The 23,749-nt window shown below is 58.5% G+C and carries 23 protein-coding genes; 4 read left to right on the forward strand and 19 right to left on the reverse strand.

Annotation, left to right across the window (positions count from 1 at the left end; genetic code table 11):
* Positions 1–77 precede the first annotated feature (77 nt).
* From FHR98_RS13310 to FHR98_RS13385, 16 genes are all read right to left on the reverse strand, one after another.
* Positions 78–869: an ABC transporter substrate-binding protein gene (locus FHR98_RS13310; protein WP_183417201.1), complete on the reverse strand. Its 792-nt coding sequence runs from the start codon at positions 867–869 to the stop codon at positions 78–80.
* 50 nt (positions 870–919) lie between these two features.
* Entirely contained in the window at positions 920–1,693 is a 774-nt protein-coding gene (locus FHR98_RS13315; RefSeq protein ID WP_183417202.1) for an ABC transporter ATP-binding protein, read from the reverse strand.
* 84 nt (positions 1,694–1,777) lie between these two features.
* On the reverse strand, positions 1,778–2,257 hold the full coding sequence (locus tag FHR98_RS13320) for a cytochrome c-type biogenesis protein (RefSeq protein WP_183417203.1): 480 nt from the start codon (positions 2,255–2,257) through the stop codon (positions 1,778–1,780).
* Complete coding sequence (locus tag FHR98_RS13325) at positions 2,254–2,802, reverse strand: DsbE family thiol:disulfide interchange protein (RefSeq protein ID WP_183417204.1); 549 nt, start codon at positions 2,800–2,802, stop codon at positions 2,254–2,256. The genes FHR98_RS13320 and FHR98_RS13325 overlap by 4 nt, the downstream gene beginning before the upstream one ends.
* A gap of 11 nt (positions 2,803–2,813) precedes the next feature.
* A complete protein-coding gene (locus tag FHR98_RS13330) occupies positions 2,814–4,799 on the reverse strand; it encodes a heme lyase CcmF/NrfE family subunit (protein WP_183417205.1) in 1,986 nt (661 codons plus the stop codon).
* Complete coding sequence (gene ccmE / locus FHR98_RS13335; RefSeq protein WP_183417206.1) at positions 4,796–5,248, reverse strand: cytochrome c maturation protein CcmE; 453 nt, start codon at positions 5,246–5,248, stop codon at positions 4,796–4,798. The genes FHR98_RS13330 and ccmE overlap by 4 nt, the downstream gene beginning before the upstream one ends.
* Positions 5,245–5,460 carry a heme exporter protein CcmD gene (gene ccmD / locus FHR98_RS13340; protein WP_183417207.1) on the reverse strand — a complete coding sequence of 72 codons (216 nt, stop codon included), beginning with the start codon at positions 5,458–5,460 and terminating at the stop codon, positions 5,245–5,247. The genes ccmE and ccmD overlap by 4 nt, the downstream gene beginning before the upstream one ends.
* 257 nt (positions 5,461–5,717) lie before the next feature.
* Positions 5,718–6,383, reverse strand: coding sequence for a heme exporter protein CcmB (gene ccmB, locus FHR98_RS13345; RefSeq protein ID WP_183417208.1), 666 nt, complete (start codon positions 6,381–6,383; stop codon positions 5,718–5,720).
* Positions 6,380–7,018 (reverse strand): heme ABC exporter ATP-binding protein CcmA, encoded by a 639-nt coding sequence (ccmA, locus tag FHR98_RS13350; protein WP_183417209.1) that lies wholly within the window; start codon positions 7,016–7,018, stop codon positions 6,380–6,382. Before ccmA ends, ccmB begins: the two co-directional genes overlap by 4 nt.
* Before the next feature lie 287 nt (positions 7,019–7,305).
* Positions 7,306–8,565, reverse strand: coding sequence for a phenylacetate--CoA ligase family protein (locus tag FHR98_RS13355; RefSeq protein ID WP_183417210.1), 1,260 nt, complete (start codon positions 8,563–8,565; stop codon positions 7,306–7,308).
* A 68-nt stretch (positions 8,566–8,633) separates the two neighbouring features.
* Complete coding sequence (locus FHR98_RS13360) at positions 8,634–9,461, reverse strand: ABC transporter ATP-binding protein (RefSeq protein WP_183417211.1); 828 nt, start codon at positions 9,459–9,461, stop codon at positions 8,634–8,636.
* A 92-nt stretch (positions 9,462–9,553) separates the two neighbouring features.
* Entirely contained in the window at positions 9,554–10,861 is a 1,308-nt protein-coding gene (locus FHR98_RS13365) for an ABC transporter substrate-binding protein (protein ID WP_183417212.1), read from the reverse strand.
* Positions 10,862–10,945: 84 nt separating this feature from the next.
* Entirely contained in the window at positions 10,946–12,022 is a 1,077-nt protein-coding gene (locus FHR98_RS13370) for a branched-chain amino acid ABC transporter permease (RefSeq protein WP_183417213.1), read from the reverse strand.
* Positions 12,023–12,039: 17 nt separating this feature from the next.
* Positions 12,040–12,966 (reverse strand): branched-chain amino acid ABC transporter permease, encoded by a 927-nt coding sequence (locus FHR98_RS13375; RefSeq protein ID WP_183417214.1) that lies wholly within the window; start codon positions 12,964–12,966, stop codon positions 12,040–12,042.
* Between the two features lie 10 nt (positions 12,967–12,976).
* Positions 12,977–13,735, reverse strand: coding sequence for an ABC transporter ATP-binding protein (locus FHR98_RS13380; protein WP_246377860.1), 759 nt, complete (start codon positions 13,733–13,735; stop codon positions 12,977–12,979).
* A gap of 96 nt (positions 13,736–13,831) precedes the next feature.
* On the reverse strand, positions 13,832–15,790 hold the full coding sequence (locus tag FHR98_RS13385) for an AMP-binding protein (protein WP_183417216.1): 1,959 nt from the start codon (positions 15,788–15,790) through the stop codon (positions 13,832–13,834).
* Between the two features lie 462 nt (positions 15,791–16,252).
* Here FHR98_RS13385 and FHR98_RS13390 point away from each other — a divergent pair, with 462 nt between their 5' ends.
* Entirely contained in the window at positions 16,253–17,752 is a 1,500-nt protein-coding gene (locus FHR98_RS13390; RefSeq protein ID WP_183417217.1) for a hypothetical protein, read from the forward strand.
* Positions 17,753–17,793: 41 nt separating this feature from the next.
* Here the strand turns inward: FHR98_RS13390 and FHR98_RS13395 are convergent, their stop codons facing one another.
* Positions 17,794–18,000: a DUF6494 family protein gene (locus tag FHR98_RS13395; protein ID WP_183417218.1), complete on the reverse strand. Its 207-nt coding sequence runs from the start codon at positions 17,998–18,000 to the stop codon at positions 17,794–17,796.
* Positions 18,001–18,142: 142 nt separating this feature from the next.
* On the opposite strand from FHR98_RS13395, the gene FHR98_RS13400 reads away from it, so the two are divergent.
* Together FHR98_RS13400 and FHR98_RS13405 are read left to right on the forward strand one after the other, a co-directional pair.
* Positions 18,143–19,489 carry an NAD(P)H-dependent oxidoreductase gene (locus tag FHR98_RS13400; protein ID WP_183417219.1) on the forward strand — a complete coding sequence of 449 codons (1,347 nt, stop codon included), beginning with the start codon at positions 18,143–18,145 and terminating at the stop codon, positions 19,487–19,489.
* Between the two features lie 96 nt (positions 19,490–19,585).
* Positions 19,586–20,530 (forward strand): DMT family transporter, encoded by a 945-nt coding sequence (locus FHR98_RS13405; protein ID WP_322091259.1) that lies wholly within the window; start codon positions 19,586–19,588, stop codon positions 20,528–20,530.
* 22 nt (positions 20,531–20,552) lie between these two features.
* Here the strand turns inward: FHR98_RS13405 and FHR98_RS13410 are convergent, their stop codons facing one another.
* Entirely contained in the window at positions 20,553–21,785 is a 1,233-nt protein-coding gene (locus FHR98_RS13410) for a multidrug effflux MFS transporter (RefSeq protein WP_183417220.1), read from the reverse strand.
* Between the two features lie 116 nt (positions 21,786–21,901).
* On the opposite strand from FHR98_RS13410, the gene FHR98_RS13415 reads away from it, so the two are divergent.
* Positions 21,902–22,342, forward strand: coding sequence for a VOC family protein (locus FHR98_RS13415; RefSeq protein ID WP_183417221.1), 441 nt, complete (start codon positions 21,902–21,904; stop codon positions 22,340–22,342).
* 62 nt (positions 22,343–22,404) lie between these two features.
* Here the strand turns inward: FHR98_RS13415 and ahcY are convergent, their stop codons facing one another.
* Positions 22,405–23,700: an adenosylhomocysteinase gene (ahcY, locus tag FHR98_RS13420; protein ID WP_183417222.1), complete on the reverse strand. Its 1,296-nt coding sequence runs from the start codon at positions 23,698–23,700 to the stop codon at positions 22,405–22,407.
* Between the last annotated feature and the right edge of the window lie 49 nt (positions 23,701–23,749).

Below are 23,749 nucleotides of genomic sequence, written 5' to 3' on the forward strand. Positions count from 1 at the left end.
TGCCTCTTGAACGCCGGAAATAGTGGAGGCGGGCTCGCAGTGGCTGCAATACCCGCCTCCGAACGTTACTTCACACTTCAGCTCTCGGCGCCATAGACGTCGAAATCAAAGTACTTCTCGTTGATCTTTTGATAGATGCCCTTGGCGCGTATGTCGGAAATGGCCTCGTTCAGGCATTCTCTCAGTTTGTCTTCACCCTTGCGAACGGCAATACCAGCGCCTTCGCCATGGAACTTCGGATCGTTGTAGTCAGGCCCCACGAACTGGAAGCCCTCACCATCGGGGGTTTCAAGAAAACCGTCCAACAGAGCCACGGAGTCCGCCATCACCAGGTCCAGGCGACCGGAAGCTAGGTCCGCGTTCGCCTCTTCCTGAGTGCCGTAGTTACGTACTTCGGCCTTTGGGAAAGTGGCGCGCAGGAAATCCTCGTGAATGGTGGCACGTTGCACACCGACGACCTTCCCGGCCAACCCGTCCGGAGAAATATCGAAGTTGGAGTCCTTGGCCGCCACAAATTTGGCCGGCGTGTTGTAGTACTTGCCGGTGAAGTCAACGACTTCCATACGTTTTGGGGTAATCGACATCGACGCGATGATCGCATCGTACTTTTTGGCCTGAAGCCCCGGAATGATGCCATCCCAATCCTGGGTGATGAAGGTGCAGTTCAACCCTGCCGACTCACACAAGGCGTTGGAGATGTCTATATCGAAGCCGACCAGATTACCGGCATCGTCAATGGAGTTGAACGGAGGGTAGGCGCCTTCGGTGCCTACACGCACATCCATCCCTTGGCATGCCCCTGCGATTGCCTGCCCTGCAACAGTCATTGCCGCCAACGCGGCCACGCTTGCAACTGCGATTTTCTTCATGGCTTTTTTTTCCTCCGTGATGGTTCGCAGTCAAAGTGCCACCCTAACCATTAGAGATGGCTGGATAAAAACTGACGAAAACGCTCGGTCTTCGGTTCCGTGAACATCTGACCGGGCGCGCCTTCCTCCTCCACCCGTCCTTGGTGGAGAAAAATAACCTTGTTGGAGACCTCCCGCGCAAACCCCATTTCGTGGGTTACCACGATCATGGTCCGCCCTTCCTCGGCGAGTTGCCGCATCACGCGCAGCACCTCACCAACTAACTCAGGATCCAATGCCGAGGTCGGTTCGTCGAACAGCATCACCTCCGGTTCCATCGCCAAAGCTCTGGCTATTGCGGCACGCTGCTGTTGGCCGCCGGAAAGGTGCGCGGGGTAATAATCAAGCTTGTCGGAAAGGCCAACTTTGTTCAGAACTTCCTTGGCGGTCTCGATTGCCTCGGGCTTGGACTTCCCCAATACCTGGACCGGCCCCTCGATCACGTTTTGAAGCACGGTCATATGTGTCCAGAGGTTGAAGCTCTGGAACACGAAGCCAAGCTTCGAGCGAATACGATCAACCTGTTTGGAGTCGGCTGCGATCGGCCGACCTCTCCGGTCCAGGCCCATGCGAATTTCTTCGCCGCCTACGACGACGCGTCCTTGCTCCGGTGTCTCCAAAAGATTGATGCAGCGCAGGAACGTGGATTTACCGGACCCACTGGACCCAAGCATAGAAATCACGTCACCTTGGTTGGCGGTGACGTCAATTCCCTTCAATACTTCCAGATCACCAAAACGCTTATGGACGTCTTCGACAATCAATGCCGGCTGGCCATTCGCCATGCCTATGTACGGCCTCCCTGTGGCCTGTAGTTTTTATTTTATAGTTGAAACTTAGACGGCTCAGCACGGCCTTGCAAAAGGAATTTAATCCTTTTCGCCGCGCCCAAGGATCTGATCGACCCGACGGCGCTCCTCATCACTAAGAGGCAAAGGCGCACAAGCACTGGCCACTGGCCGATGGCCTCGAAGATATACCCATACGCTCAGGCCGCCCAACAGCAACAAGACCAAGGGACCAAACCATAACACGTAGGTGCTCGGCTTGACTGGCGGCCTCAACAGCACGTAATCGCCATACCGAGCGACCAGGAAGTCCCGCACCTGGCCGTTGCTGTCGCCAGATACTATACGCTCTCGGATCATGATCCGCAGATCGCGCGCCAAGTCGGCGTTGGAAGAATCGATGTCTTGATTCTGGCACACCACGCAGCGAATGGATTTTGATATTTCGCGCGCGCGAGCCTCTTGCTGGGGATCGGAAAGCATTTCTCCCGGTTCCACCGCAAAAGCCGCGCCGCTGATAGACGCCGTAATCAGCAGCAGAGCGAGGGCAACGCCCTTCATCCGCCGATTTCCCGAACGATTGGCAAGATCTTCTTGGCGATATCGGCCTCAACCAACGGGCCTATATGCTGGTAACGAATCGTCCCGTCACCATCAATAATGAAGGTCTCGGGAATTCCGGAAATTCCCCAGTCGATCGCAACTCGCCCTTCCAGATCGCCACCGACAGCGCGATAGGGGTTGCCCAGGTCCGATAGCCATGCGGCTGCTTCCTCCGGCTTATCCTTCCAGTTAAATCCGTAGACCGCCAAACCCTCGCGTTCGGCCAGTCGCGTGATCACCACATGCTCGGCACGACAAGGAATGCACCAGGAGGCGAATATATTGACCAGCTTCACCCCTTCTCCACGCAGGTCGTTTGAGGAGAACCCGGGTTTGCCGGTGCCCTCGACCGGCGGCAGAACGAACTCGGGAATGGGCTTATTGATCAAGGCCGAGCGGACCTGGCCGACATCCCGGTCAGCGAGCAACCCCCAGGCAAATATGCTCAGCAAAGCACCAAAAACGACCGGCGGAGCGATTAAGAGGATACGACGTAAGAGCATGATTCTTTCCCTTAAGCGCCCGAGGGGGCCGATCTGATGGCCTTCTTAGATCGACTGGGCGCGCCGACGCGCAACCGGCGATCGGAAAGCGATACTAGCCCGCCCGCGACCATGATCAACGCGCCAGCCCAAATCCAGGGCACCAATGGCTCGTGATAGAGGCGCACCGTCCAGCCGCCCTTGCCGTCAGGATCGCCCAGAACGCTATAAAGATCGGCCAGTCCGGTCGTATGAATTCCCGCCTCGGTCGTCTGGCGGTTGCCCACATCGTAAATGCGCCGCTGGGGGAACAAGTCAGCGACCTTCGCGCCGTCACGTGTCACCCGAAAGCGCCCTTGTTCGGCGCTATAATTCTTGCCGCGGACCGGCGTAACCCCGACAAACTCGTAGCTGTAACTACCTAGCGTCACGCTTTCCGCAGGGTAAAGGATGCGAATTTCCTCAAGTTTCCAGGCAGAGGACGCAACCATCCCGGCAATCGCTATCGCCAAGCCCGCATGCGCCAGCGTCATTCCATAAGAAGAGCGCGGCAAGTTCACGGCACGCCGCCAACTGGTTCCAAAAGACGCTCGGAATAACTGCACCCGCTCGGCCCATTCCGTCAGGGTGCTAAAGAATAGCCAGGCGGCCACGGCCATTCCAGCCACGGCCATGACGGGCCCTTGGCTGTAGAGGTACAACGTGAAAAGCGTGACGATGCCGGTCAGGAGCAATGCCATCTTCAAACGCCCCAAGACGCCGGCGAGATCCGCGCGCTTCCAGGCGAGCAACGGCCCCAGCCCCATAAGGAGAACCAGAGGGGTCATGATTGGCACGAAGGTTGCCTCGAAGAAAGGCGCACCGACCGAAACCTTGTCCCCTGTAACCGCCTCGAGCAACAGCGGATAGAGCGTGCCCAGTAAGACTGTGCCGCAAGCCGTCACCAGCAATAGATTGTTGAGGACCAACCCGCCTTCGCGGCTGACCGGGGCGAAAAGACCGCCGCTTTTGAGGTCGGGCGCCCGCCAGGCAAAAAGCGTCAATGATCCGCCGATGGCGATCGCCAGCAGCAGGAGAATGAAAAGCCCGCGCGCCGGGTCGGTAGCAAAAGCATGCACCGATGTCAGCAACCCCGACCGCACAATGAAGGTGCCAATAAGGCTCAACGAGAACGTGAGGATGGCAAGAAGGATCGTCCAGACTCTAAGAGCCCCACGCTTTTCCACGACTACGGCGGAGTGCAGGAGGGCCGTTCCCATCAACCAGGGCATGAAGGAAGCATTCTCGACAGGGTCCCAAAACCACCAGCCACCCCAACCAAGTTCGTAGTAGGCCCACCAGGATCCCAGCGCGATGCCGCCCGTCAGGAACATCCAGGCCGCCAACGTCCAAGGACGGACCCAACGCGCCCACGCCGCATCCACGCGCCCTTCTATCAGCGCGGCGACGGCAAAGGCAAAGGCAATGGAAAATCCGACGTAGCCCAAGTAGAGCATTGGCGGATGGAAGGCCAATCCCGGATCCTGCAGCAGTGGATTGAGGTCGCGTCCGTTGAGCGGTGGTGGGAACACCCGGGCGAAAGGATTGGAGGTAAAAATCGAAAAGGCCAGGAATCCAACGGCAATCATGGCCTGAACCGAGAGTACCCGGGCCTTTAAACCATCCGGCAGATTGCCGCCGAAGGCCGCGACGGACGCACCGAACAACGCCAGTATCAAGACCCACAGCAGCATGGAGCCTTCATGGTTTCCCCAAACGCCTGAGATTTTGTAAAGCAGCGGCTTGGCCGAATGCGAATTCTCCACGACATTCAAAACCGTGAAATCGGAAACCACATAGGCTTGGGTCAAGGCGCCAAAGGCGATAATGAGGAGCAATAGCTGCGCCAAGGCCGCAGGTCCGGCAAAGGCCACGAGATTAGGTTTTCCGCGTTGCGCTCCATAGAGCGGCAGCACCGCTTGCAGCAGTGCAACCACCAACGCCATGATGAGCGCGAAATGTCCAATCTCGGGGATCATTGGGTCGCGCTTTCCTCACCTTTCCAATGCCCGCCTTCTTTCAAGGCGTCGGCAACTTCCTTGGGCATATAGTTCTCGTCGTGCTTTGCCAGAACTTCATCGGCTGCGAACTGGCCACTCGGGCTCATGCGACCCTCGACAATCACGCCCTGCCCCTCCCGGAATAGATCGGGCAGGATGCCCCGGTAATCGACCTGGATGCTGGCCTGTCCGTCCGTGATCCGAAAGGTGACTTCGGCATTCCCGTCGCTCTTGACCACCGACCCCGGTTCAACCAGACCGCCAAGTCGGATGGCGCGCTCAAGATTGACCGATCCGCTCGCGAGATCACTGGGACTGCGGAAGAACATCATATTCTCCTGCAGCGCCAACAGTACCAAGGCAGTGGCGCCGAACAGCGCGCTCAGACCGAGCGCGCCAAACATCAGGCGCCGATTTTTACGCGTCATTCCTGCGTCTCTTCGTTCTGATTCAAGATCTGATCGGAATCGCTGGCTTTCCGACCTCGGGCAGCGCGACTGTTGCGCGGCAAACGCGCCTCAAGTTGGCGCAGCTTCCGTTCACCCGCTTTCTGCTCTTTCAGGCTGATGACCAGCAGACCGATCATCACCGCTGCGGTAATCAGCAACGCAGCCCAGATGAATACGGCATAGCCACCCATTCTTTACACGCTCCCACAGTAGATCTCTGCCTCAGTATCGCGCAAAGGCGAAACACCCACGGTCAGCACCCTTAGCAAAGTTTGAGGTTCGACGCGCTCTCTACAGCATCGGCGAAGTCGCTGCTGGGCTTTAATTGTAATATTTGGTCATCGACCAAAACGTTCCAATCCCCAGGAACATCTCTAACTTAATCAATCATAGCCAGAACGCCAGCCCTTGAGATCAAGACCATCCGGAGGATTTAGTCAAGATACCGTTACTCCAGACTTTGCCGCAAGGCAGCGGCGGCGGCGATCGGCGCCAGAGGCAAGGCCGCGAGCAGCAAAGCGCCCTGGAGCAGCAAGAAGGGACGCGCGGCAAAACCGCCCAGTGCGGCCTCCACGCCAAGGATGCCAAAGATCAAGACCGGTATGGCAAGCGGCAGGATCAGCAAGGGGATCAAAATCCCGCCGCGTCGGGCGCCCAGGGTTAGCGCCGCTCCGATCGCACCGAGAAGGCTCAAAGTCGGCGTGCCAAGCAGTAAAGCGGTGACGAGCGGCAGGTATCCTGTCTGGTCGATATTGTAGATAAGCCCAATCACAGGCGCCGCGAGCACTAGAGGGAGCCCGCTGGTGAGCCAGTGTGCCAGCGCCTTGGCGAGAACAACCGCCTCCAGGGGCAAAGGGGCAAGCATCATCAACTCCAGCGAACCATCTTCATAGTCGGCGAGGAACAACCGCTCCAGCGACAGCAGCATGGCAAGTAGAGCGGAAACCCAGACGACCCCTGCGCCGATACGCGCCAGGAGCTTCGGTTCAGGTCCCACCCCGAAAGGAAAGAGGCTGGCAATAAGGATGAAAAAGAGCAAGACCATCGCCGCGTCGCCGCGCTGGCGCAGCGCCAACCTCAAATCGCGCGACAATATTTGGGAAAAGGCTTTCACGCCGCGCCAACCCCGCCAATGCGATCCAGGGCGAGATGGCGTGGCGCGCTCAACCCCAAATCCAAGTGCGTGGCGGCAATGACGCAGCCCCCCTCTGACCGATGCTTTTCAACCTGCGTGACCAGGCTGGCGACCGAAGCCTGATCAAGCCCAACCGTCGGTTCGTCCAACAACCAGAGCCGAGCCTCTCCGACCAGCAGTCTGGAAAGCGCAAGGCGCCGCTTCTGGCCTGCGGAAAGGTAACCTGCTGGCAAATCCGCAAGGTCTTCCAGGCCAAAGGCACGGAGAGTCGTATAAAGCGCTGTGTCGGAAAGATCGACGCCTCTCAGCCCCGCCCAGAACCGCAGATTTTCGCGGAGATCGAGGACCGCCTTTACGGCTTCCAAGTGGCCAAGGTATTGCAAATTCTCAAGAAAGCCGTCGCGATGCGTGCGAAGGTCCCGGCCTTCCCAGCGGAGGTCCCCGGCGACGGGCTTCAACAGACCCGCCATCAGGCGCAGCAGGCTGGACTTTCCACTGCCATTCGGTCCGGTCAAGAGCAAGGCATCCCCAGGGTCGACCGCAAAGTCCAATCCGGCGAAGACCAAACGCTCACCGCGTTCGCACACCAGATTATGACCTTCAAATAGCGCCATGGTTCGGCGTCTCCCCGAGCGTCGTTGTTCTCAACACTTCATGGCATGGCGCAGGGAGGCGAAGGAAGCAAGAAAAACTGAAGGCGGAACTTGGGGTCGGGGTCCAAGTTCCGCCTTCTTGACAGCACCAGCCCGACTTGGGGGGAGGGCTGAGAGGCTGGCTCGCTGCCTCGCTCACAGAGAGGGGAAGTCCTCTGTTACCTAAATAAGGTAGAGAGTGAAGGTGACGGCTCTTGGTCGCAATTGGGGCGAGAATGTGATTTTTCTCCAACCCAAACCAGCCTCACTTAATCGTACTTACGTTGGTCATCGATCACCTTGCCGTCATTGGGCAGGGTCCCGGGTTCCACCAAGGAAACCTTGCCCTTCACTTTTGCGACGTCCTGCAGGCTGGCCGTGACGGCATCCGCCAGGCCTTCCGACGCTTTGGCGGCCTCAACCTTCAATACCATCTCGTCTTGGTCGCCGGAACGAGTGATCTCCATACGGGCGCGAAGGACCTCTTCATGCCGCTTAACGATCACGGCAACCTGTTCGGGATGAACGAACATGCCTTTGACCTTCGCGGTCTGGTCGGCCCGGCCCATCCAGCCCTTGATGCGACGGTTCGTGCGGCCACAAGGACTCGCACCCTCCAGGATCGCGGAGAGGTCGCCGGTGGCAAAACGAATCAGGGGATAGGCGGCGTTGAAGGTCGTAACGACGATTTCGCCGACCTCACCATCGGGAACCGGATCACCGGTTCCCGGCCGCAGTATCTCGACGAAAATTTCTTCATCCAGCACCATTCCGGGACAAAGCTCACCCTCGGAATCGAGAGTCTCGTAAGCTACCAACCCCAAATCGGCCGTTGCGTAGCACTGCAACGTCGCAATGCCGCGTCCTTGGTAGTATTCGCGCAGTTGTGGAAAGAGAGCACCGCCGGAAAGCAATGCGCATTTGATGCTGCTGCAATCCAACCCCTGCTCGTCCCCCTTCTCCAAAATTACTTTCAGGAAATCGGGCGTCCCTGCAAAGCCGACAGGGCGATATTGCTGGATGGCGGCGGCCTGCAGCTCGCTGTTCCCCGTGCCACCTGGAAAAACAGCGCAGCCCAATGCTCTTGCGCCGCTGTCCATGATCCATCCACCGGGCGTCAGGTGATAGGCAAAACAGTTGTGCAGCACATCGCCTGCCCTCAGGCCCGCCGCGTGAAAGGCCCGCGCCATGCGCCAATAGTCGCCATCGTCGGTTTCAAGTTCGTGGATGGGGCCGGGCGAAGCGAACACGCGACCCGCCTGTCCCGCCGCCAGTGTTGCCAGTCCGCCGAAGGGAGGCTGGGAAAGCTGGAGTTCGATCAGTTCATGCTTGCGCGTGACCGGCACGTCGGCCAGCAGATCGCGACTAATCATCTGATGCGGATCAATACCGGCCAGTCGGTTCGCATAAAAGGGCGAGTTGCGTTTGGCATGCTCGATTTGCCGCGCGACCGCCCATAGCAAGGCCGCTTCGCGCAATTCCGGGTCGCGGGTTTCCAGATCGTCGTAATACGCGGATGATTCCGTCATGATTCGCTCTCCCTCGATACGGCGGCGGCTGCGTCCCGGTAGACCAGAACGCCACTGACCTCCGAACGTCAGGATAGCCAGCGCTTACGCCTTTTATAGTGTTTCACATCACGGTAGGAGCGACGCCCTTCGGTGGAAAGCCCCAGGTAGAACTCCTTGACGTCCTCATTCTCCAGCAGGGCTGCTCCCTCACCGTCCATCACGACACGGCCTGATTCCAGAATGTAGCCGTAGTGAGCATAGCGCAACGCCACGGTAGTGTTTTGTTCTGCCAGCAGAAAGGATACGCCCTCGCGCTCGTTGAGATCCTTGACGATCTCAAAAATCTCCTCGACCAGCTGCGGCGCCAGCCCCATGGAAGGTTCGTCCAGTAGGATCGTCTCCGGGCTGGACATCAAAGCGCGTCCGATGGCGCACATCTGTTGCTCGCCGCCCGAAGTATAGCCTGCCTGCGATTTGCGGCGCTCCTTGAGGCGGGGAAAATAAGAGTAAACCAGTTCAAGGTCCTTTTGGACCTCCGCCGCGCCGTCGCGGCGCGTGTAAGCACCGGTCATCAGGTTTTCTTCGATGGTCAGATGCTCGAAGCAATGCCGGCCTTCCATGACCTGGATGACGCCGCGCTTGACCAGATCGGACGGCGAAAGCGACTGCACCTTCTCGCCACGGTATTCGATCGTGCCCTTCGTGACCTCGCCGCGCTCGCTGCGCAACAAGTTGGATACGGCTTTAAGGGTCGTCGTCTTGCCGGCGCCGTTACCACCCAACAGCGCCGTAATCCCGCCCTTGGGCACGGAAAGGCTGACACCCTTCAACACGAGGATCACGTGATTGTAGATCACCTCGATATTGTTGAGGGTGAGGAGCATTTCGCTCTGTTGCGCCGTCTGTTCAGCCATCCGCGATACTCCAGGCGTCGTCGTTCAGATTCGATACTTTGTCAGGGTGGCAACCGCCCCTGCCCGAAAGCAGGAGCGGCGCCAATGACATCTTAGTTGCAGGAGCGCGGCGTAATGCCGGCTTCCTTGGCAAAGGCGGCAGAGTCCTCGGCGATGAGGGCGTCCACCACTTCACGATCAGCAGGCACATACCCGGTGATCAGGCTCCAGGTCTGGCTGTTGGCGTCCCACTGCTGGATCGCGCCCAAGCCGGGTCCGCCATGGTTCGCACAGGTGACCTTGACCGGAACGGTGAAGTTCGGCAGGCCAAGCTCGGCCAGACGGGCTTCGTCCACATCCAAGGCTTCGTAGCCGTCACGCACCATATCCGGCGTCACATTCATGGTGCCGTGGATCTTCATGGCCGTCCGAATCGCCTCGGATGCCCAAAGAGCCGCAACCATGCCTCGGTTGTAGAGAACTTCGCCGACATGGCTGCCATCACCGGCGGCCTTGCCCGCGCCGACAATGTACTTCTGCAAATCGGCAAACAGCGGGAAGTTCGTGCCGGGCGCATGGAAAGCAACGGCCTTGTAACCGTCGGCTTCCTTACCAGCGGGCAACACGTCATTCTCGGAGGCCGACCACCAGACGCCGACGAAGCGATCCATGGGGAAACGCACGGAAGCGGCTTCCTTGATAGCCACCTGGTTCATGACACCCCAACCCCACATCACGACCCAATCGGGACGGTCGCGACGAACCTGAAGCCAAGTCGCCTTCTGCTCCTGACCCGGGTGGTCAACCGGCAACAGCATCAACTCGTAACCATGCTTCTTGGCAAGCTCCTCAAGGGTACGGATCGGCTCCTTGCCATAAGCGGAGTTGTGATAGACCAGTGCGATCTTCTTTCCCTTCAGGTTGTCCATGTTGCCCTCGGTCGCGCCAATGTGCTTGACGATGATCGAGGCTGCATCCCAGTACGTGCCGGGGAAGTTGAAGACATAGGGGAAGACCGTCCCGTCAGCGGCCGAGGTGCGGCCGTAACCCATCGAGTGGACGGGAATCTTGTCCGAGGTCGCCTTCGGGATAAGCTGATAGGTAATGCCCGTGGACAGCGGCTGGATGACCAGCGTGCCTTCGCCCTTGGTGTTCTCGTAACACTCCACGCCCTGCTGCGTGTTGTAGGCGGTTTCGCATTCGATCACCTTGATCTTCTGGCCTTCGATGCCGCCGTCGCGCTCGTTGAGCAGGTTGAAGTAGTCGGCATAACCGTCGGCGAAGGGGATGCCGTTCGGCGCATAAGGGCCGGTTCTATAGGTAAAGGACGGGATGACCAGTTCGGCACCCGCTGAAGAGGCCATCAACGGAGCCGCAAATGCGGCAGCCGCTATGGCTAGTGTCAGTTTCTTGAGGTTCATCTTTTTCCTCCCTTTGGGTTTGATGACCGTAATTTCAGCATTTTTGCCGTTATCGTTTAAGTTTTATCTCCAGCGATGACCCTCTCAATGGGGGAATGGCCATAGCCGCAGTTTTTCCTTCGCGATCGCCCAGAGCCGCGCCAAGCCGTGCGGCTCGACGATCAGGAAGAAGATGATAAGCACACCGATCAAGGTAATTTCGATGTGCTTGGCCGTTACCGCCTGCATACCCAGGCCGCCAACCATCGCAGTTTTTAGAAGAATTGGCATCAAGACCATGAAGCCGGCGCCCAGGAAAGAACCCAACATGGATCCCAGGCCACCGATGATGATCATGAACAGCACCAAAAACGACTGGTTGATGCCAAAGGCCTCCGTCGGTTCGGCCGCGCCGAACCAAACCGCGAAATAGAGTGCCCCGGCAACACCAACGTAAAAGGAACTGACAGCGAAGGCTGATAACTTGGTACGCAGCGGCGGCACGCCGATGATCTCTGCTGCGATGTCCATGTCGCGGATTGCCATCCAGGCGCGCCCAACACGCCCTCGCAGCATGTTCTTGGCGGCAAAACCCAGGATCGTCACGAAGACGAGACAGAACAGATAGGTGGCCCAGGGCGCGGCCTCGGCCCCGGTTACCGCGTAACCGAACACGGTTCGCTCGGGTGCCGCGATTTGCCCCGTTGCCGAGTAGTTGTAGAACCAGGGCACCTTGTTGAACAGCCAGACCAGAAAGAACTGCGCCGCCAGGGTCGCCACCGCCAGATAGAATCCTTTGATCCTCAGCGATGGCAAACCGAAGATCACGCCCACCAAGGCCGTAACGCCGCCGGACAGCAACACGATGAAAAAGATATTGAGCTCCGGGAAGGCAGTCATGAGTTTGTAGCTCGCGTATGCGCCTACAGCCATGAAGCCGCCCGTGCCCAGCGATACCTGGCCGCAATAGCCGGTCAGGATATTGAGCCCGATGGCAGCAAGGGCATAAATCAGAACCGGCAGCATGATGGCGTTCGACCAGTAGTCGTCAATCACCAAAGGCACGACGAAGAAGGCGACGGCCAGCACGGCCCAAAAGGCCACGCGGTCCTGCAGGATCGGAAAGATCTGCTGGTCGGCCCGGTAGGATGTCTTGAAATCGCCGGTTTCACGGTAAAGCAAGTATCAAGCTCCCTTTTTCAAACGCGCTCAATGATGCGCTCGCCGAATAGTCCCTGCGGTCGGAACAGCAGGAAACCAAGCGCCAGCACGTAGGCAAACCAGTTCTCGATGGCGGAGAATATATTCCGGTCCAGGCTGAAGAGAGCGCTCATCACCTCCCCCAGATAGATTTCGGCAATCTTCTCGCCGACGCCGATGATCAAGCCGCCGACGATGGCCCCCGGGATCGAGGTAAAACCGCCCAATATCAAAACCGGCAAAGCCTTGAGGGCAATCAGCGACAGCGAGAACTGCACGCCGGATTTGGACCCCCACATGATGCCCGCAACCAAGGCGACAAACCCCGCGATCGACCAGACGATAACCCAGATGGTGCGCAGCGAGATACCGACCGAAAGCGCGGCCTGGTGATCGTCCGCCACGGCCCGGAGAGCCCGGCCGATGCGCGTGTACTGAGAGAAGATCGACAGCACGATCACCAGGATCGTGGCGGTAACAGCAGCGGCAACCTCCAGCTTCTCGACGTAAATATCAAAACTATCCAGCATCCAATCGGACGCGCCGTTAGGCAGCCCCACGTCCAGCACCTTGACGTTTGAGCCCCAGAGAATATCGCCAATTCCCTCCAGCACGTAGGCAAGGCCGATGGTGGCCATGAAGAGAATGATGGGTTCCTGATTAACGAGATGCTGCAACACCAGACGCTCGATGAGGATCGCCAGCAGCACCATCACGCCAAGCGTCAAGGGAATCGCTATCCAGGCGGAAAGCCCGAAATTGTCCATGATCCCGGTCAGGGTCAAAGCCGCAAAGAGCGCCAGAACGCCCTGCGCGAAGTTGAAAATCCCGGAGGCTTTAAAAATCAGCACGAATCCCAACGCAACAAGGGCGTACATCACCCCTGCCATCAGACCCGAAATCACCGTTTCGATGAAAAAGATCATAATTCCCCCGTCAATCGTGAGAAACGCCGAGATAGGCGTCGATCACAGCTTGATTGCTCCGTACTTCGTCAGGTGTGCCGTCACCGATCTTTTGCCCATAATCCAGAACCACGACCCGGTCCGAAATATCCATCACCACGCCCATGTCGTGCTCAATCAGTGCAATGGTGGTCCCAAACTCTTCGTTCACGTCGAGGATGAAGCGCGACATATCCTCCTTCTCCTCGACGTTCATTCCCGCCATCGGTTCATCCAGCAGCAGCAGTTTCGGCTCCGCCGCCAGCGCACGCCCCAACTCGACCCGTTTTTGCAGGCCGTAAGGCAAGCGCCCAACGGGCGTCTTGCGAATATGCTGAATCTCCAGGAAGTCGATCACGTGCTCGACGAACTCACGATGCTCCAACTCTTCACGTTCCGCCGGTCCGGCCCAAATAGTTTGCCAGAGAATGTTCTTGTTCATTTTCGTCAGGCGGCCGGTCATAATGTTGTCGAGAGTCGTCATACCCTTGAAAAGAGCGATGTTCTGGAACGTCCGGGCAATCCCTTGCCGGGCAATTTCATGTGGCTTCATGGCTTTTCGCTTCTCGCCGTGAAACCAGACTTCACCTTCCTGCGGATGATAGAAACCGTTGATCACGTTCAGCATCGACGATTTGCCTGCGCCGTTGGGTCCGATGATCGCGCGAACTTCACCCTCACGAATATCGAACGAGACGTCCTTGATGGCCACCACGCCACCAAAGCGAAGGGTGATGTTTCTCACTTCCATGATCACGTCACGGCCGCGCTCAGCCTTCACAGGGGACGAGGCGTTGTTCGGGCTCGTGGCTTGCTGGACGTCCTGCTGGCTCATGCTTTTCCCTCTCTACGCCGCCTGGTCCTGTTTAGAGACGGCCGGGTAGGTCTCCACATCAACGATGGCAACCGTTCCCGATATCTTGCCCTTGCGGCCATCCTCATAGGTCACTTCGGTTTCCGCATGAACGCTCGTAGAGCCGTCGTAGAGCGCATCGATCAAAGCGCCATAACGCTCGGCAATGATCCGCCGCCGCACTTTCCGGGTTCGCGTCAGTTCGCCATCGTCGGCGTCGAGTTCCTTGTGCAGCACGAGGAAGCGCCGAATTTGTGAGCCGGAGAGCATCGGATCACCGGCCAGCGAACGATTGACTTCCTCCACATGCTCCTTGATCGCAGCGTTAACTTGCGGATGCGCAGCCAATTCCTGATAGGAAGCATAGGAAATGTTGTTTCGCTCGGCCCAGTTTCCCACTGCATTGAGATCGATGTTGACGAAAGCCGTCACGTAGTCGCGTTGATGGCCGAAGGCCACGACCTCGAGGACATTGGGATAAAACTTCAGCTTGTTTTCTACGTACTTGGGCGCAAACAGCGAGCCGTCGTTCAGCTTCCCCACATCCTTCGCCCGATCGATGATGCGCAGGTGCCCGGTGTCTTCCTCGAAGAAGCCGGCGTCACCGGTATGCACCCAACCGTCCTCAGTCTTGGTTTCGCGGGTCGCATCGGGGTTCTTGTAGTACTCCAGAAATACGCCCGGAGAACGATAGAGCACCTCACCATCTTCGGCGATCTTGACCTCGACCCCGGGGCTTGGCACGCCGACGCTGTCGGCGCCGACTTCGCCGTCGGGTTGTTGCGTGATGAACACGCTCGCCTCGGTCTGCCCGTAGAGCTGTTTCAAGTTGATGCCCAAGGAACGGTAAAACTGAAAAATCTCCGGCCCGATCGCTTCACCGGCGGTATAGCCGATCCGCACCCGGCTCATTCCCAAAGTATTCTTCAGTGGGCCATACACCAGCAGCGTTCCCAGCGCATAGTAAAGCCGGTCAGGCAGTGACACTTCCTTGTGGTCCAGAATGCGACCGCCGACTTTCTTCGCATGCTCGATAAAGCTATGAAAAACCCGACGTTTGATCGCGCTGGCGTCTTCCATGCGAATCATGACCGTGGTCAGCAGGTTCTCGAAAATGCGCGGCGGCGCAAAGAAGAAGGTCGGGCCGACTTCCTTCAGATCGTGCAGCATAGTTTCCGGCGATTCCGGGCAGGAAACGCAAAAGCCGCAAACATAGGCCTGGCCCATGGAAAAAATGAAATCGCCCACCCACGCCATCGGCAGGTAGGCCAGGGTTTCCTCGTTCGGGCCCAGCTTATCGAACTCCGCCGAAGCCCTTGCCGTCACCAGAACATTGTCGTTCGATAGCACGACACCCTTGGGTTTACCCGTCGTGCCGGAGGTGTAGAGAATCACGCAGATGTCGTCGCCCCGGCCTTTAGCAATCTCGCTTTCGAGCGTTGCGCCATCCATCGCGCGATTATCGCGCCCAAGTTGCTTTACCTTGTCGAAGCCGTGCAGGTGGCTGTGGTCATAGTTCCGTAATCCACGCTCATCCTGATAAAGAATTTCGACCAGACCCGGCAGTCTCTCCTTGATGGAAAGGAGTTTATCCACTTGCTCCTGATCCTCGACTACAGCGAATTTGACCTCGGCATGCTCCAGGACATACTGCATCTCCTCGGCGACGGAATCCTGGTAAACCGGAACCGGGACTGCGCCCAGACAATGAGCGGCCACCATTGACCAATAAAGCCGTGGGCGGTTCTCACCGACAATCGCGACACGGTCGCCGCGCCGCAGACCCAAGGCATGCAGGCCAGCGGCAAATTCGCGCACCTCGTCGGCGACCTGACGCCACGTCCAGGACATCCATATGCCATAGATCTTTTCGCGTGACGCCGGGCTGTCACCCAGCCGCACGGCATTATCCATAAGCAGTTTGGGAAAGCTGTCGAGCGGACCCTGTACCATCAGCACTGTTCTCCCATAAGTCGTCGTCAGCACACCTCTTTGAGGGTATTGCTGACCAGGAACGCCGCTGTTTCACACTGAATACAGCGTCCCCGCGCGAGAACGGATTAGCGTTCCCACCGAAACCTCAACTGTCCTGGAGACCCCTGCGCAAAGGTTCGGCACGAACCCTCTGCCCTGCTGCCCACTTTTTTTGAGCAAGCCTCCCTGGTCTCCGCCGGTCTATTTTTTCGACCGATCTTGTATTCACTGTTCGTAATGCGCCAACGCCAAACCGTCAAGCGGCGCTTAACAAGTAAACGCCCGTTAAGTGATTTTTAGACACGTTAAGACAAAATTCCAGCAATGTTTATCGGCGACTTCTTCCATGCCGCACGCTTGCGTTGCTTCAAACCGTGCGTGGCTTAGTACGAAATCACGTGCGATAATCACAAAGACGGGAAATTTCAGAGGGGCTGATCAATGGCTATACAGCGCAGACTCACCATTTTTACTGCCTGGGTCATTCTTGCGGTAGTCGCGCTGATTGGCGGTGTGGCGAAGGCTGACTCGGCCGGCGCCGACCGCCTGCGTAGCGAGATCTGGGAATTCATCAATATGCAGAATGCCTTGACGTTCGCCGAGCTAGGCGACGTCTACCGGCTTGATGGACTCGAGGTGACTTCTGCGGGTGATGGCTATGACGTCCTATTGCGCAACCTGCGAATGGCCGAAGAGGGCGAGAACGGCGGCGCCTTTGAAATCGGCGACATCACGTTTCGAATGACTCCGGCCGGCGATCAGCTCTATCGCATGACCGACCTCGTACTACCGAACGCCATGACCCTGCGTGACGCCGACGGCAGTGGCGCGGTGATGACGGCCAACCTGACTCGCTTTGACGGCCTGTGGTCGGCCCGATATCTAAGTTTTCTGTCACTCGACAGCGAGTTCGCCAGCGCCGGCCTCGCGCCGCTGAACGAACCGGGCGCCATGGGGGCCGGTCGCATCTCGGTGATACTGGATTCGGTCGAGCTTTCCGAGGGGATATTTGATCAAAAGGCCAGCTTCGAGGTTCTGGGCATTGCATTGAAGGCTCCCGACCAGGGAGATTTCTCCATTGGCCGCATCGCCGCCGCCAGCAACGCCAAGCAGGTCAATCTCGCCGCCACCGCGGATAACTTGCGACTCATCGTCAAGGACCGAAAAGCGGCACTCAAACAGATGACGGGTGATGATGTTCGGGCGATGCTGCCCTGGCTCGGCGATATGGAAATGAAGCTTCAGAAACTGAGTATCGCCGACAAGGAGGGCAATAGTTTTTCTCTCGACGAGATGCGGTTGGGCGGTCGCTATGACGCAGGCCCGGGCAGCGGCGGTTTGGGCAGCGCCGGATTCGATATGGCGTTCCTCGGTATAAAAGCGGTGTCGCCAAGTGGTGACTTCGAGGGACTTGATTCTCGTCTGGTCCCGGACCGCTTCACGTTGTCCCTGGGGATTCTGGACATTCCGAACGACGCGCTTTGGAACATGCTCATCGATGCCGCTTATCAGGGCCTCGAAGGTGGCGACAGCGGTACGGGGGGCTTCGAGGGCGAAGCGATGGCAGGGCTCATGGCCGCCAGCGGCACACGTCTGCTCCTCAACGAGTTATCCTTCTCCAATCAGATCATGGCGCTGGCGGGAACCGGCGAATTTCGGCTCTCGGAAGCAGCTGCCTATTTCATCGAAGGCGGGTTCGTGTTCGAACTTCTGGGCATATCCGAACTCCAGGCCCTGGCGCAGGAGATGGTGGTGAGCGGTGACCCTCAGAAACAAGAGAACGGCCAAGCGCTTTTAGGCACGCTGGGGATGATGATGATTTACTCCCAAGGGCCGGAAACGCCGACCCCCACGGTGCCGGAAGCCACGGCCTTTGCCATTCGTCTGACGCCGGAGGGAACCGTTCTGATTAATGGACTCCCGGTCTTCGGTGCGCAGTAGGCGCCAAAGTTCCCGCCTACCAGGACGCCGGAAAAGCCTGACTAGCTGAGGGAGATTTCACCGGTCACTTCGTGCCCGTCGCTCAGGCCTTCAATAGTGATAACGGCCTTTACCTTTACTTTGTCCGCACTCGTGATGCGTCCGTTTTCCAGGCCATCGCGCACGGCCTGCTCTATTTCCCGCTGCGAGGTCACCCCCACCTTCTTTAGGAATTTTCGAACTTCCATGTTGAAAATATCTTCGTTCATCGTGGTCTCCTGAGTATCTTACTGACTTGAGTGTAAGAGGTAGGACCTTTTACGAGAATTGCCAAGCTTGGCGTTCAAAGCACCCGGATACTGCGCCGACCTGCCGCAGTCATTTCAACGCCGAACCCGACGAGGATACCCCATGAATCTCCATAGCCTGCTTCTTGAACGCCAACGCGAAGGTCGGCCGGTACGTGTCGCCATGATCGGTGCCGGCAAGTTCGGCTCCATGTTTCTTGCCCAGCTTCGCATCACTCCCGGTCTGCATCTGATTGGCCTTGCCGACCTGGATGCGTCACGCGCCAGGCAGGCTTTGGAGTCGACCGGATGGGACCCCGCCGCCTACGGCGCACGCAGCCTTACCGAAGCTGAAACCAGCGGTACGACCTTCATCACCGAGGATTCCGATGACCTGCTGACCGGGGGACCGGTTGAGGTTGTTGTCGATGCGACCGGCAATCCCGCCGCCGGCATCCGGCATGCTTTGAGCGCTGCGGAAAACGGCAAGCATATCGTCATGGTGAATGTCGAGGCTGATGTACTGGCCGGCCCCTTGCTGGCGGAACGCTGCCGGCAGGCGGGCGTCGTTTACTCGATGGCCTATGGCGACCAGCCGGCATTGATCTGCGAACAGGTCGACTGGGCGCGCGCTTGCGGTTTGAATGTCGTGGCCGCCGGCAAAGGAACGAAGTACCTACCCGTCTACCACGCTTCCACCCCCGACACCGTTTGGCCTTATTATGGTTTGACTGCGGAGCGCGCAGCCCAAGGCGGTATGAACCCGCAAATGTTCAATTCTTTCCTGGATGGCACCAAGTCCTCCATCGAGATGGCGGCGGTCGCCAACGCAACTGGCTTGGCAACTCCCAGCAACGGCCTCGCCTTCCCGCCCTGCAGTGTCGACGAGCTTCCCGTTGTGCTACGCCCCGCAAGTGAAGGCGGCACCCTCGAAAAGAAAGGACAGGTCGAGGTCATTTCGAGCCTCCAGCGCAACGGCGATCCTGTGATAGGCGATCTTCGTTGGGGTGTTTACGTCGTCTTCGAGGCGCCAAGCGACTACACCGCGCGTTGTTTCTCCGAATACGGTCTCGTTACCGATCCCAGCGGGCGATACGGCGCGCTTTATCGGCCCTATCACCTGATAGGGTTGGAACTCGGCGTCTCTGTCGCCAGCGTCGCGATTCGAGGCGAGCCAACCGGGACTACGCGTCAATGGTCGGGCGACGTCGCCGCTGTTGCGAAAAGCGATCTGAAGGCCGGGCAGAAGCTGGATGGCGAGGGCGGTTTTTGCGTATGGGGCAAGCTCCTGCCTGCCAGCGAAAGCATAAAGTGCGGCGCCCTGCCCATCGGGTTAGCTCACGGCGTCACGCTGCAGCGCGATATCAAAGCCGGGGAAATCGTTTGTTGGTCCGATTTGGAAGCGGTCGGCGAGAATCACGCCGTATCAATCCGTCGCGAGATGGAAGAGCGTTTCGCCCCGTCAGCCTGAGGGGAAAAACAAGAATCGGAGTGTGCGGGTAGTTTGGCTGTGCGACGTTGAATGCCGCGTATCCTCGTTGCGCTTTCGCACCCAAGGCATCGGCATTTGAAACCAGCATCTCCGATTTCACCGATAAACAGGACCATGGGCGCCCTGGAGTGGACGCTTTTGATCGGCCTGTCACTCCTATGGGGCGGCTCGTTCTTCTTTACCGGAGTCGCCGTCAGGGAGCTTCCGACCTTCACGATCGTCGTTTGCCGCGTGTTCCTCGCGGCGGTAATCCTTTTGCTGGCAATGCGTGTGGCCGCCCAACCGCTTCCGCGGGAATGGCGCGTGTGGCGCGCTTTTCTTTGCATGGGGTTCCTCAACAACGCCGTGCCCTTTTCACTCATTGTTTGGGGTCAGATGCATATAGCGTCGGGCGTTGCGTCCATCATCAACGCGACGACACCGCTGTTCACTGTCCTTCTGGCGCAGTTTTTGACCCAGGATGAGCGCATGACACCGGGCCGCTTGCTTGGCGTAATCCTGGGCTTAGGCGGTGTCGCCGCGATGATCGGCGGCGATGCGCTGCGCTCCCTTGGGCTTGATGTCACGGCACAGTTGGCTTGCCTGGCGGCTGCTGTTTCCTATGCTCTTGCAGGGCTCTATGGCCGCCGATTCAAGGCGCTTGGCGTATCGCCCATGGCGACCGCGACCGGGCAACTCTGCGCGTCCAGCGTTCTGCTGATACCGGTGATGCTGTTGATCGACCAACCCTGGAGTTTGCCGTTTCCCAGTCTGGCCACCATCGGCGCTTTGCTCGGTATCGCCTCGCTCTCCACGGCGCTGGCCTATGTGATTTACTTTCGCATCCTGGCAACCGCCGGAGCGACCAATCTTTTACTCGTGACTTTGTTGATCCCGGTGAGCGCTATCCTGCTGGGCGTGGCCTTCCTTGCCGAAGCCCTGTTGCCGCAGCACTTGCTGGGGATGGGGTTCATCTGTCTGGGGCTGGCGGCCATCGACGGCCGCCTATGGCGCCGGTTCAAGTCTCAATTCGCCCGATAATCCGGGCACCCGGTAGTCGCCCTTAACCCGACGTTACATCCTTGGGCTCCGATGGCCCACGCAACAGAACGACGCGCGCCCAGAATCCCAACAACGCACCCAGGAATATCATCACCATCATGGGTCGAGCCGTACCGTCGGCCAACTGCCCCACCGCCACGCCGGAAGCCGCTCCCACCACCATCTGCAAGAACCCAAGCAACGCAGAGGCAGCCCCGGCCATTCGCGGATAGGGCCCGATCGCACCGGCAAAAGCGTTGGGCAAAACCATGCCGCAGCCGACCATGAAGGGGAATATCGGCACCAGTATGACCCAAAGGTTCAAGACTCCGGCAAGCGCAAAGACCGCCCCCGCCGTGCCTGCCGCCAGGCCGAGCGACGTTCCAATCAGGATCAAGCGATCGACGCCGAAGCGGCGGCTGAAGCGACCGGACAGCAAACTGCCGGTCATGAATCCCGTGACAAACACGAGAAAGCAAAGTCCAAAGGCAAAGGGCGAATAACCCAGCGTTTCGATAATGATGAAACTGCTACCGGATATGAAGGCGAAGAGTCCGCCGAACACCGCGGCGGTGACCCAAACATATCCGAGATAGCGCCGCTCACGGAGCAAGGCCCGATAGTTACGCAGTATGGCGCCCGGCCGGGTCGCGTCGGGATCCTTGTAGCGATTGGTCTCCGGTACCAGCCACAGCAACAATCCCACCGCGATGACGCCATAGATCAGCATGGCATAGAAATTAGCGCGCCACCCCAAGAACTCTTGCACTGCGCCGCCGATCAATGGCCCCACAGCCGGCGCTAGGGCCATGGCGGAAGCAATATAGGAAAGGACCCGTGCGGCGTCGTTGGGGCCATAGACGTCTCTTACAATGGCGCGCCCGACAACCGGCCCTACACAGGCCCCCAAGGCCTGCAGCACGCGCCCCATGATCAAAAGTTCAATGGTCGGCGCAAAGACGCAAGCCATGCTGGCCAGGACATAAACCAACAGGCCGCCCAGCATGACAGGCTTACGGCCGAAGCGGTCCGAGAGCGGCCCTTGGAAAAGCTGTGCCAGCGCAAAGCCCACGAGGAAGGCTGAAAGTGTTAGCTGTGCTTGGCCTTCGCTGGCCGCCAGATCAAACCGCATGCTGGGCAGCGACGGCAGATAGAGATCGGTAGAGATCGGGCCCACCGACACCAACGCCGTCAACACAATCGCCAGGGTTGCTCCCTGCGATCTTCCTCCTGATTTCGATTGACTGTCAGACATGGATCCTCAAACAGGCGAAGAATTGGCGCTTTACGGAAAAGCCCCGGCACCGGACAGTAGTTTCAGGTGATCGTAGCGCGCCAGAACGTTGCGCCAGTTTAGTGAGAAACGAGCGAATGGCAAACCGACGAGATGAATTTTTACCCGCGCCCGAATATGGTCGCTCCCTACAAGGCGTTGGCCTCAATCTTCTGGTCGCCGATGTCGCCCGGGAGGTGGATTTTCTGACCACTGTATTTGCATTGAAACCGCGCTTTGCTAACAAGGACTTCGCTGTCATGACTCATGCCGGTCAGGACTGGATGCTGCATGGCGATCACACCTACCACAGCCACCCGCTGCTGGGATTCTTGAGCGACGGCGTCGCCCGCGGCTTGGGCATAGAGATAAGGCTTTATGACTTGGACCCGGATACGGCTGAGCGACGGGCAGTCGAGGCCGGGCACGATGTTTTGGCGGGCGCTGCCCATAAACCTCACGGCCTTTACGAGGCCTACATTGTTTCTCCGGCAGGATATCTCTACGTGCCCAGCATTCACTCATTCGAGAAAGGTTGAGGCGGCAACGATCGTCTCTTCGCCGCCGCCCCGCCGAACTCTATAAGCCTTGAGGCCTGCCTTTAGTAGCGGTAAGCGTCGCTCTTGAAGGGGCCTTCGGTCGCCACACCGATGTAATCGGCCTGCTCCTTGGTCAGTTTGGTCAGCTTGGCGCCGACCTTGGCCAGATGCAGGGCGGCAACCTTTTCGTCGAGGTGACGCGGCAAGACATAGACCTGCTTCTCATAGGAGCCGGAATTGTTCCAGAGTTCCATCTGCGCCAGCACCTGATTGGTAAAGGATGCGCTCATGACGAAGCTGGGGTGCCCTGTGGCGTTGCCCAGGTTAACCAAGCGGCCCTCGGACAGCAGAATGATGCGCTTGCCATCCGGGAACTCGATCTCGTCGACCTGCGGCTTGACGTTGTGCCACTTCAGGTTTTTCAGGCCATCGACCTGAATCTCGTTGTCGAAGTGCCCGATATTGCAAACGATTGCGCGATCCTTCATGCGGCGCATGTGATCGATCGTGATGATATCGCGATTGCCGGTGGCGCTGACGAAGATATCGGCGCGGTCGGCGGCGTCGTCCATCGTGACCACGTCGTAGCCTTCCATAGCCGCTTGCAACGCGCAGATCGGGTCGACCTCGGTAACCATCACCCGGCAACCGGCATTGCGCAGCGATTGGGCGGAGCCCTTGCCCACATCACCGTAGCCGTTCACCACAGCAACCTTGCCCGCCATCATCACGTCCGTGCCGCGGCGAATGCCGTCGACAAGGCTCTCGCGACAGCCGTAAACGTTGTCGAACTTAGATTTCGTAACGGAATCGTTGACGTTGATGGCCGGCACCTTAAGCGTGCCCTTCTTGGCCATGTCGTAGAGCCTCAGTACGCCGGTCGTGGTCTCCTCCGAAACACCGCGGACATCTTCCAGCAACTCCGGGTACTTGCTGTGCATCAACTGGGTCAGATCGCCGCCGTCATCGAGGATCAGATTCGGCTTCCAGCCATTCGGACCCGTAATGGTTTGCTCGACGCACCACCAGTACTCCTCTTCGGTCTCGCCCTTCCAGGCAAAGACCGGGACACCGGAAGCGGCGATGGCTGCAGCAGCGTGATCCTGGGTCGAGAAGATGTTGCAGGATGACCAACGGATTTCGGCGCCCAGGGCACGCAGTGTCTCGATCAGAACCGCTGTTTGAATGGTCATGTGCAAGCAGCCGACGATGCGTGCGCCTGCGAGCGGCTTCTTGGCGCCGAATTCTTCACGCAAGGCCATCAGGCCAGGCATTTCGACCTCGGCGATTGCGATTTCCTTGCGGCCCCAATCGGCCAGCGAGATGTCCTTGACCTTATAGTCTGCAAACTCGGCCATGCGCTTGTCTTCCACTTAATCAACAGAGAATTTGTTCGGCGGCAGAGGA

This window comes from Limibacillus halophilus, assembly GCF_014191775.1.
GTDB lineage: Bacteria > Pseudomonadota > Alphaproteobacteria > Kiloniellales > CECT-8803 > Limibacillus > Limibacillus halophilus.

Excerpts from the sequence above, each read along its gene's own strand:
- FHR98_RS13395 (WP_183417218.1), bottom strand. The coding sequence starts at position 18,000 with ATGAACGAAGATATTTTCAACATGGAAGTTCGAAAATTCCTAAAGAAG.
- FHR98_RS13360 (WP_183417211.1), bottom strand. The coding sequence starts at position 9,461 with ATGGCTGAACAGACGGCGCAACAGAGCGAAATGCTCCTCACCCTCAAC.
- FHR98_RS13415 (WP_183417221.1), top strand. The coding sequence starts at position 21,902 with ATGGCAAACCGACGAGATGAATTTTTACCCGCGCCCGAATATGGTCGC.
- ccmA (WP_183417209.1), bottom strand. The coding sequence starts at position 7,018 with ATGGCGCTATTTGAAGGTCATAATCTGGTGTGCGAACGCGGTGAGCGT.
- FHR98_RS13325 (WP_183417204.1), bottom strand. The coding sequence starts at position 2,802 with ATGCTCTTACGTCGTATCCTCTTAATCGCTCCGCCGGTCGTTTTTGGT.
- FHR98_RS13315 (WP_183417202.1), bottom strand. The coding sequence starts at position 1,693 with ATGGCGAATGGCCAGCCGGCATTGATTGTCGAAGACGTCCATAAGCGT.
- FHR98_RS13385 (WP_183417216.1), bottom strand. The coding sequence starts at position 15,790 with ATGGTACAGGGTCCGCTCGACAGCTTTCCCAAACTGCTTATGGATAAT.
- ahcY (WP_183417222.1), bottom strand. The coding sequence starts at position 23,700 with ATGGCCGAGTTTGCAGACTATAAGGTCAAGGACATCTCGCTGGCCGAT.
- FHR98_RS13380 (WP_246377860.1), bottom strand. The coding sequence starts at position 13,735 with ATGGAAGTGAGAAACATCACCCTTCGCTTTGGTGGCGTGGTGGCCATC.
- ccmD (WP_183417207.1), bottom strand. The coding sequence starts at position 5,460 with ATGGGTGGCTATGCCGTATTCATCTGGGCTGCGTTGCTGATTACCGCA.
- FHR98_RS13410 (WP_183417220.1), bottom strand. The coding sequence starts at position 21,785 with ATGTCTGACAGTCAATCGAAATCAGGAGGAAGATCGCAGGGAGCAACC.
- FHR98_RS13355 (WP_183417210.1), bottom strand. The coding sequence starts at position 8,565 with ATGACGGAATCATCCGCGTATTACGACGATCTGGAAACCCGCGACCCG.
- FHR98_RS13320 (WP_183417203.1), bottom strand. The coding sequence starts at position 2,257 with ATGAAGGGCGTTGCCCTCGCTCTGCTGCTGATTACGGCGTCTATCAGC.
- FHR98_RS13375 (WP_183417214.1), bottom strand. The coding sequence starts at position 12,966 with ATGATCTTTTTCATCGAAACGGTGATTTCGGGTCTGATGGCAGGGGTG.
- FHR98_RS13330 (WP_183417205.1), bottom strand. The coding sequence starts at position 4,799 with ATGATCCCCGAGATTGGACATTTCGCGCTCATCATGGCGTTGGTGGTT.
- FHR98_RS13310 (WP_183417201.1), bottom strand. The coding sequence starts at position 869 with ATGAAGAAAATCGCAGTTGCAAGCGTGGCCGCGTTGGCGGCAATGACT.
- FHR98_RS13400 (WP_183417219.1), top strand. The coding sequence starts at position 18,143 with ATGAATCTCCATAGCCTGCTTCTTGAACGCCAACGCGAAGGTCGGCCG.
- FHR98_RS13365 (WP_183417212.1), bottom strand. The coding sequence starts at position 10,861 with ATGAACCTCAAGAAACTGACACTAGCCATAGCGGCTGCCGCATTTGCG.
- ccmE (WP_183417206.1), bottom strand. The coding sequence starts at position 5,248 with ATGACGCGTAAAAATCGGCGCCTGATGTTTGGCGCGCTCGGTCTGAGC.
- FHR98_RS13390 (WP_183417217.1), top strand. The coding sequence starts at position 16,253 with ATGGCTATACAGCGCAGACTCACCATTTTTACTGCCTGGGTCATTCTT.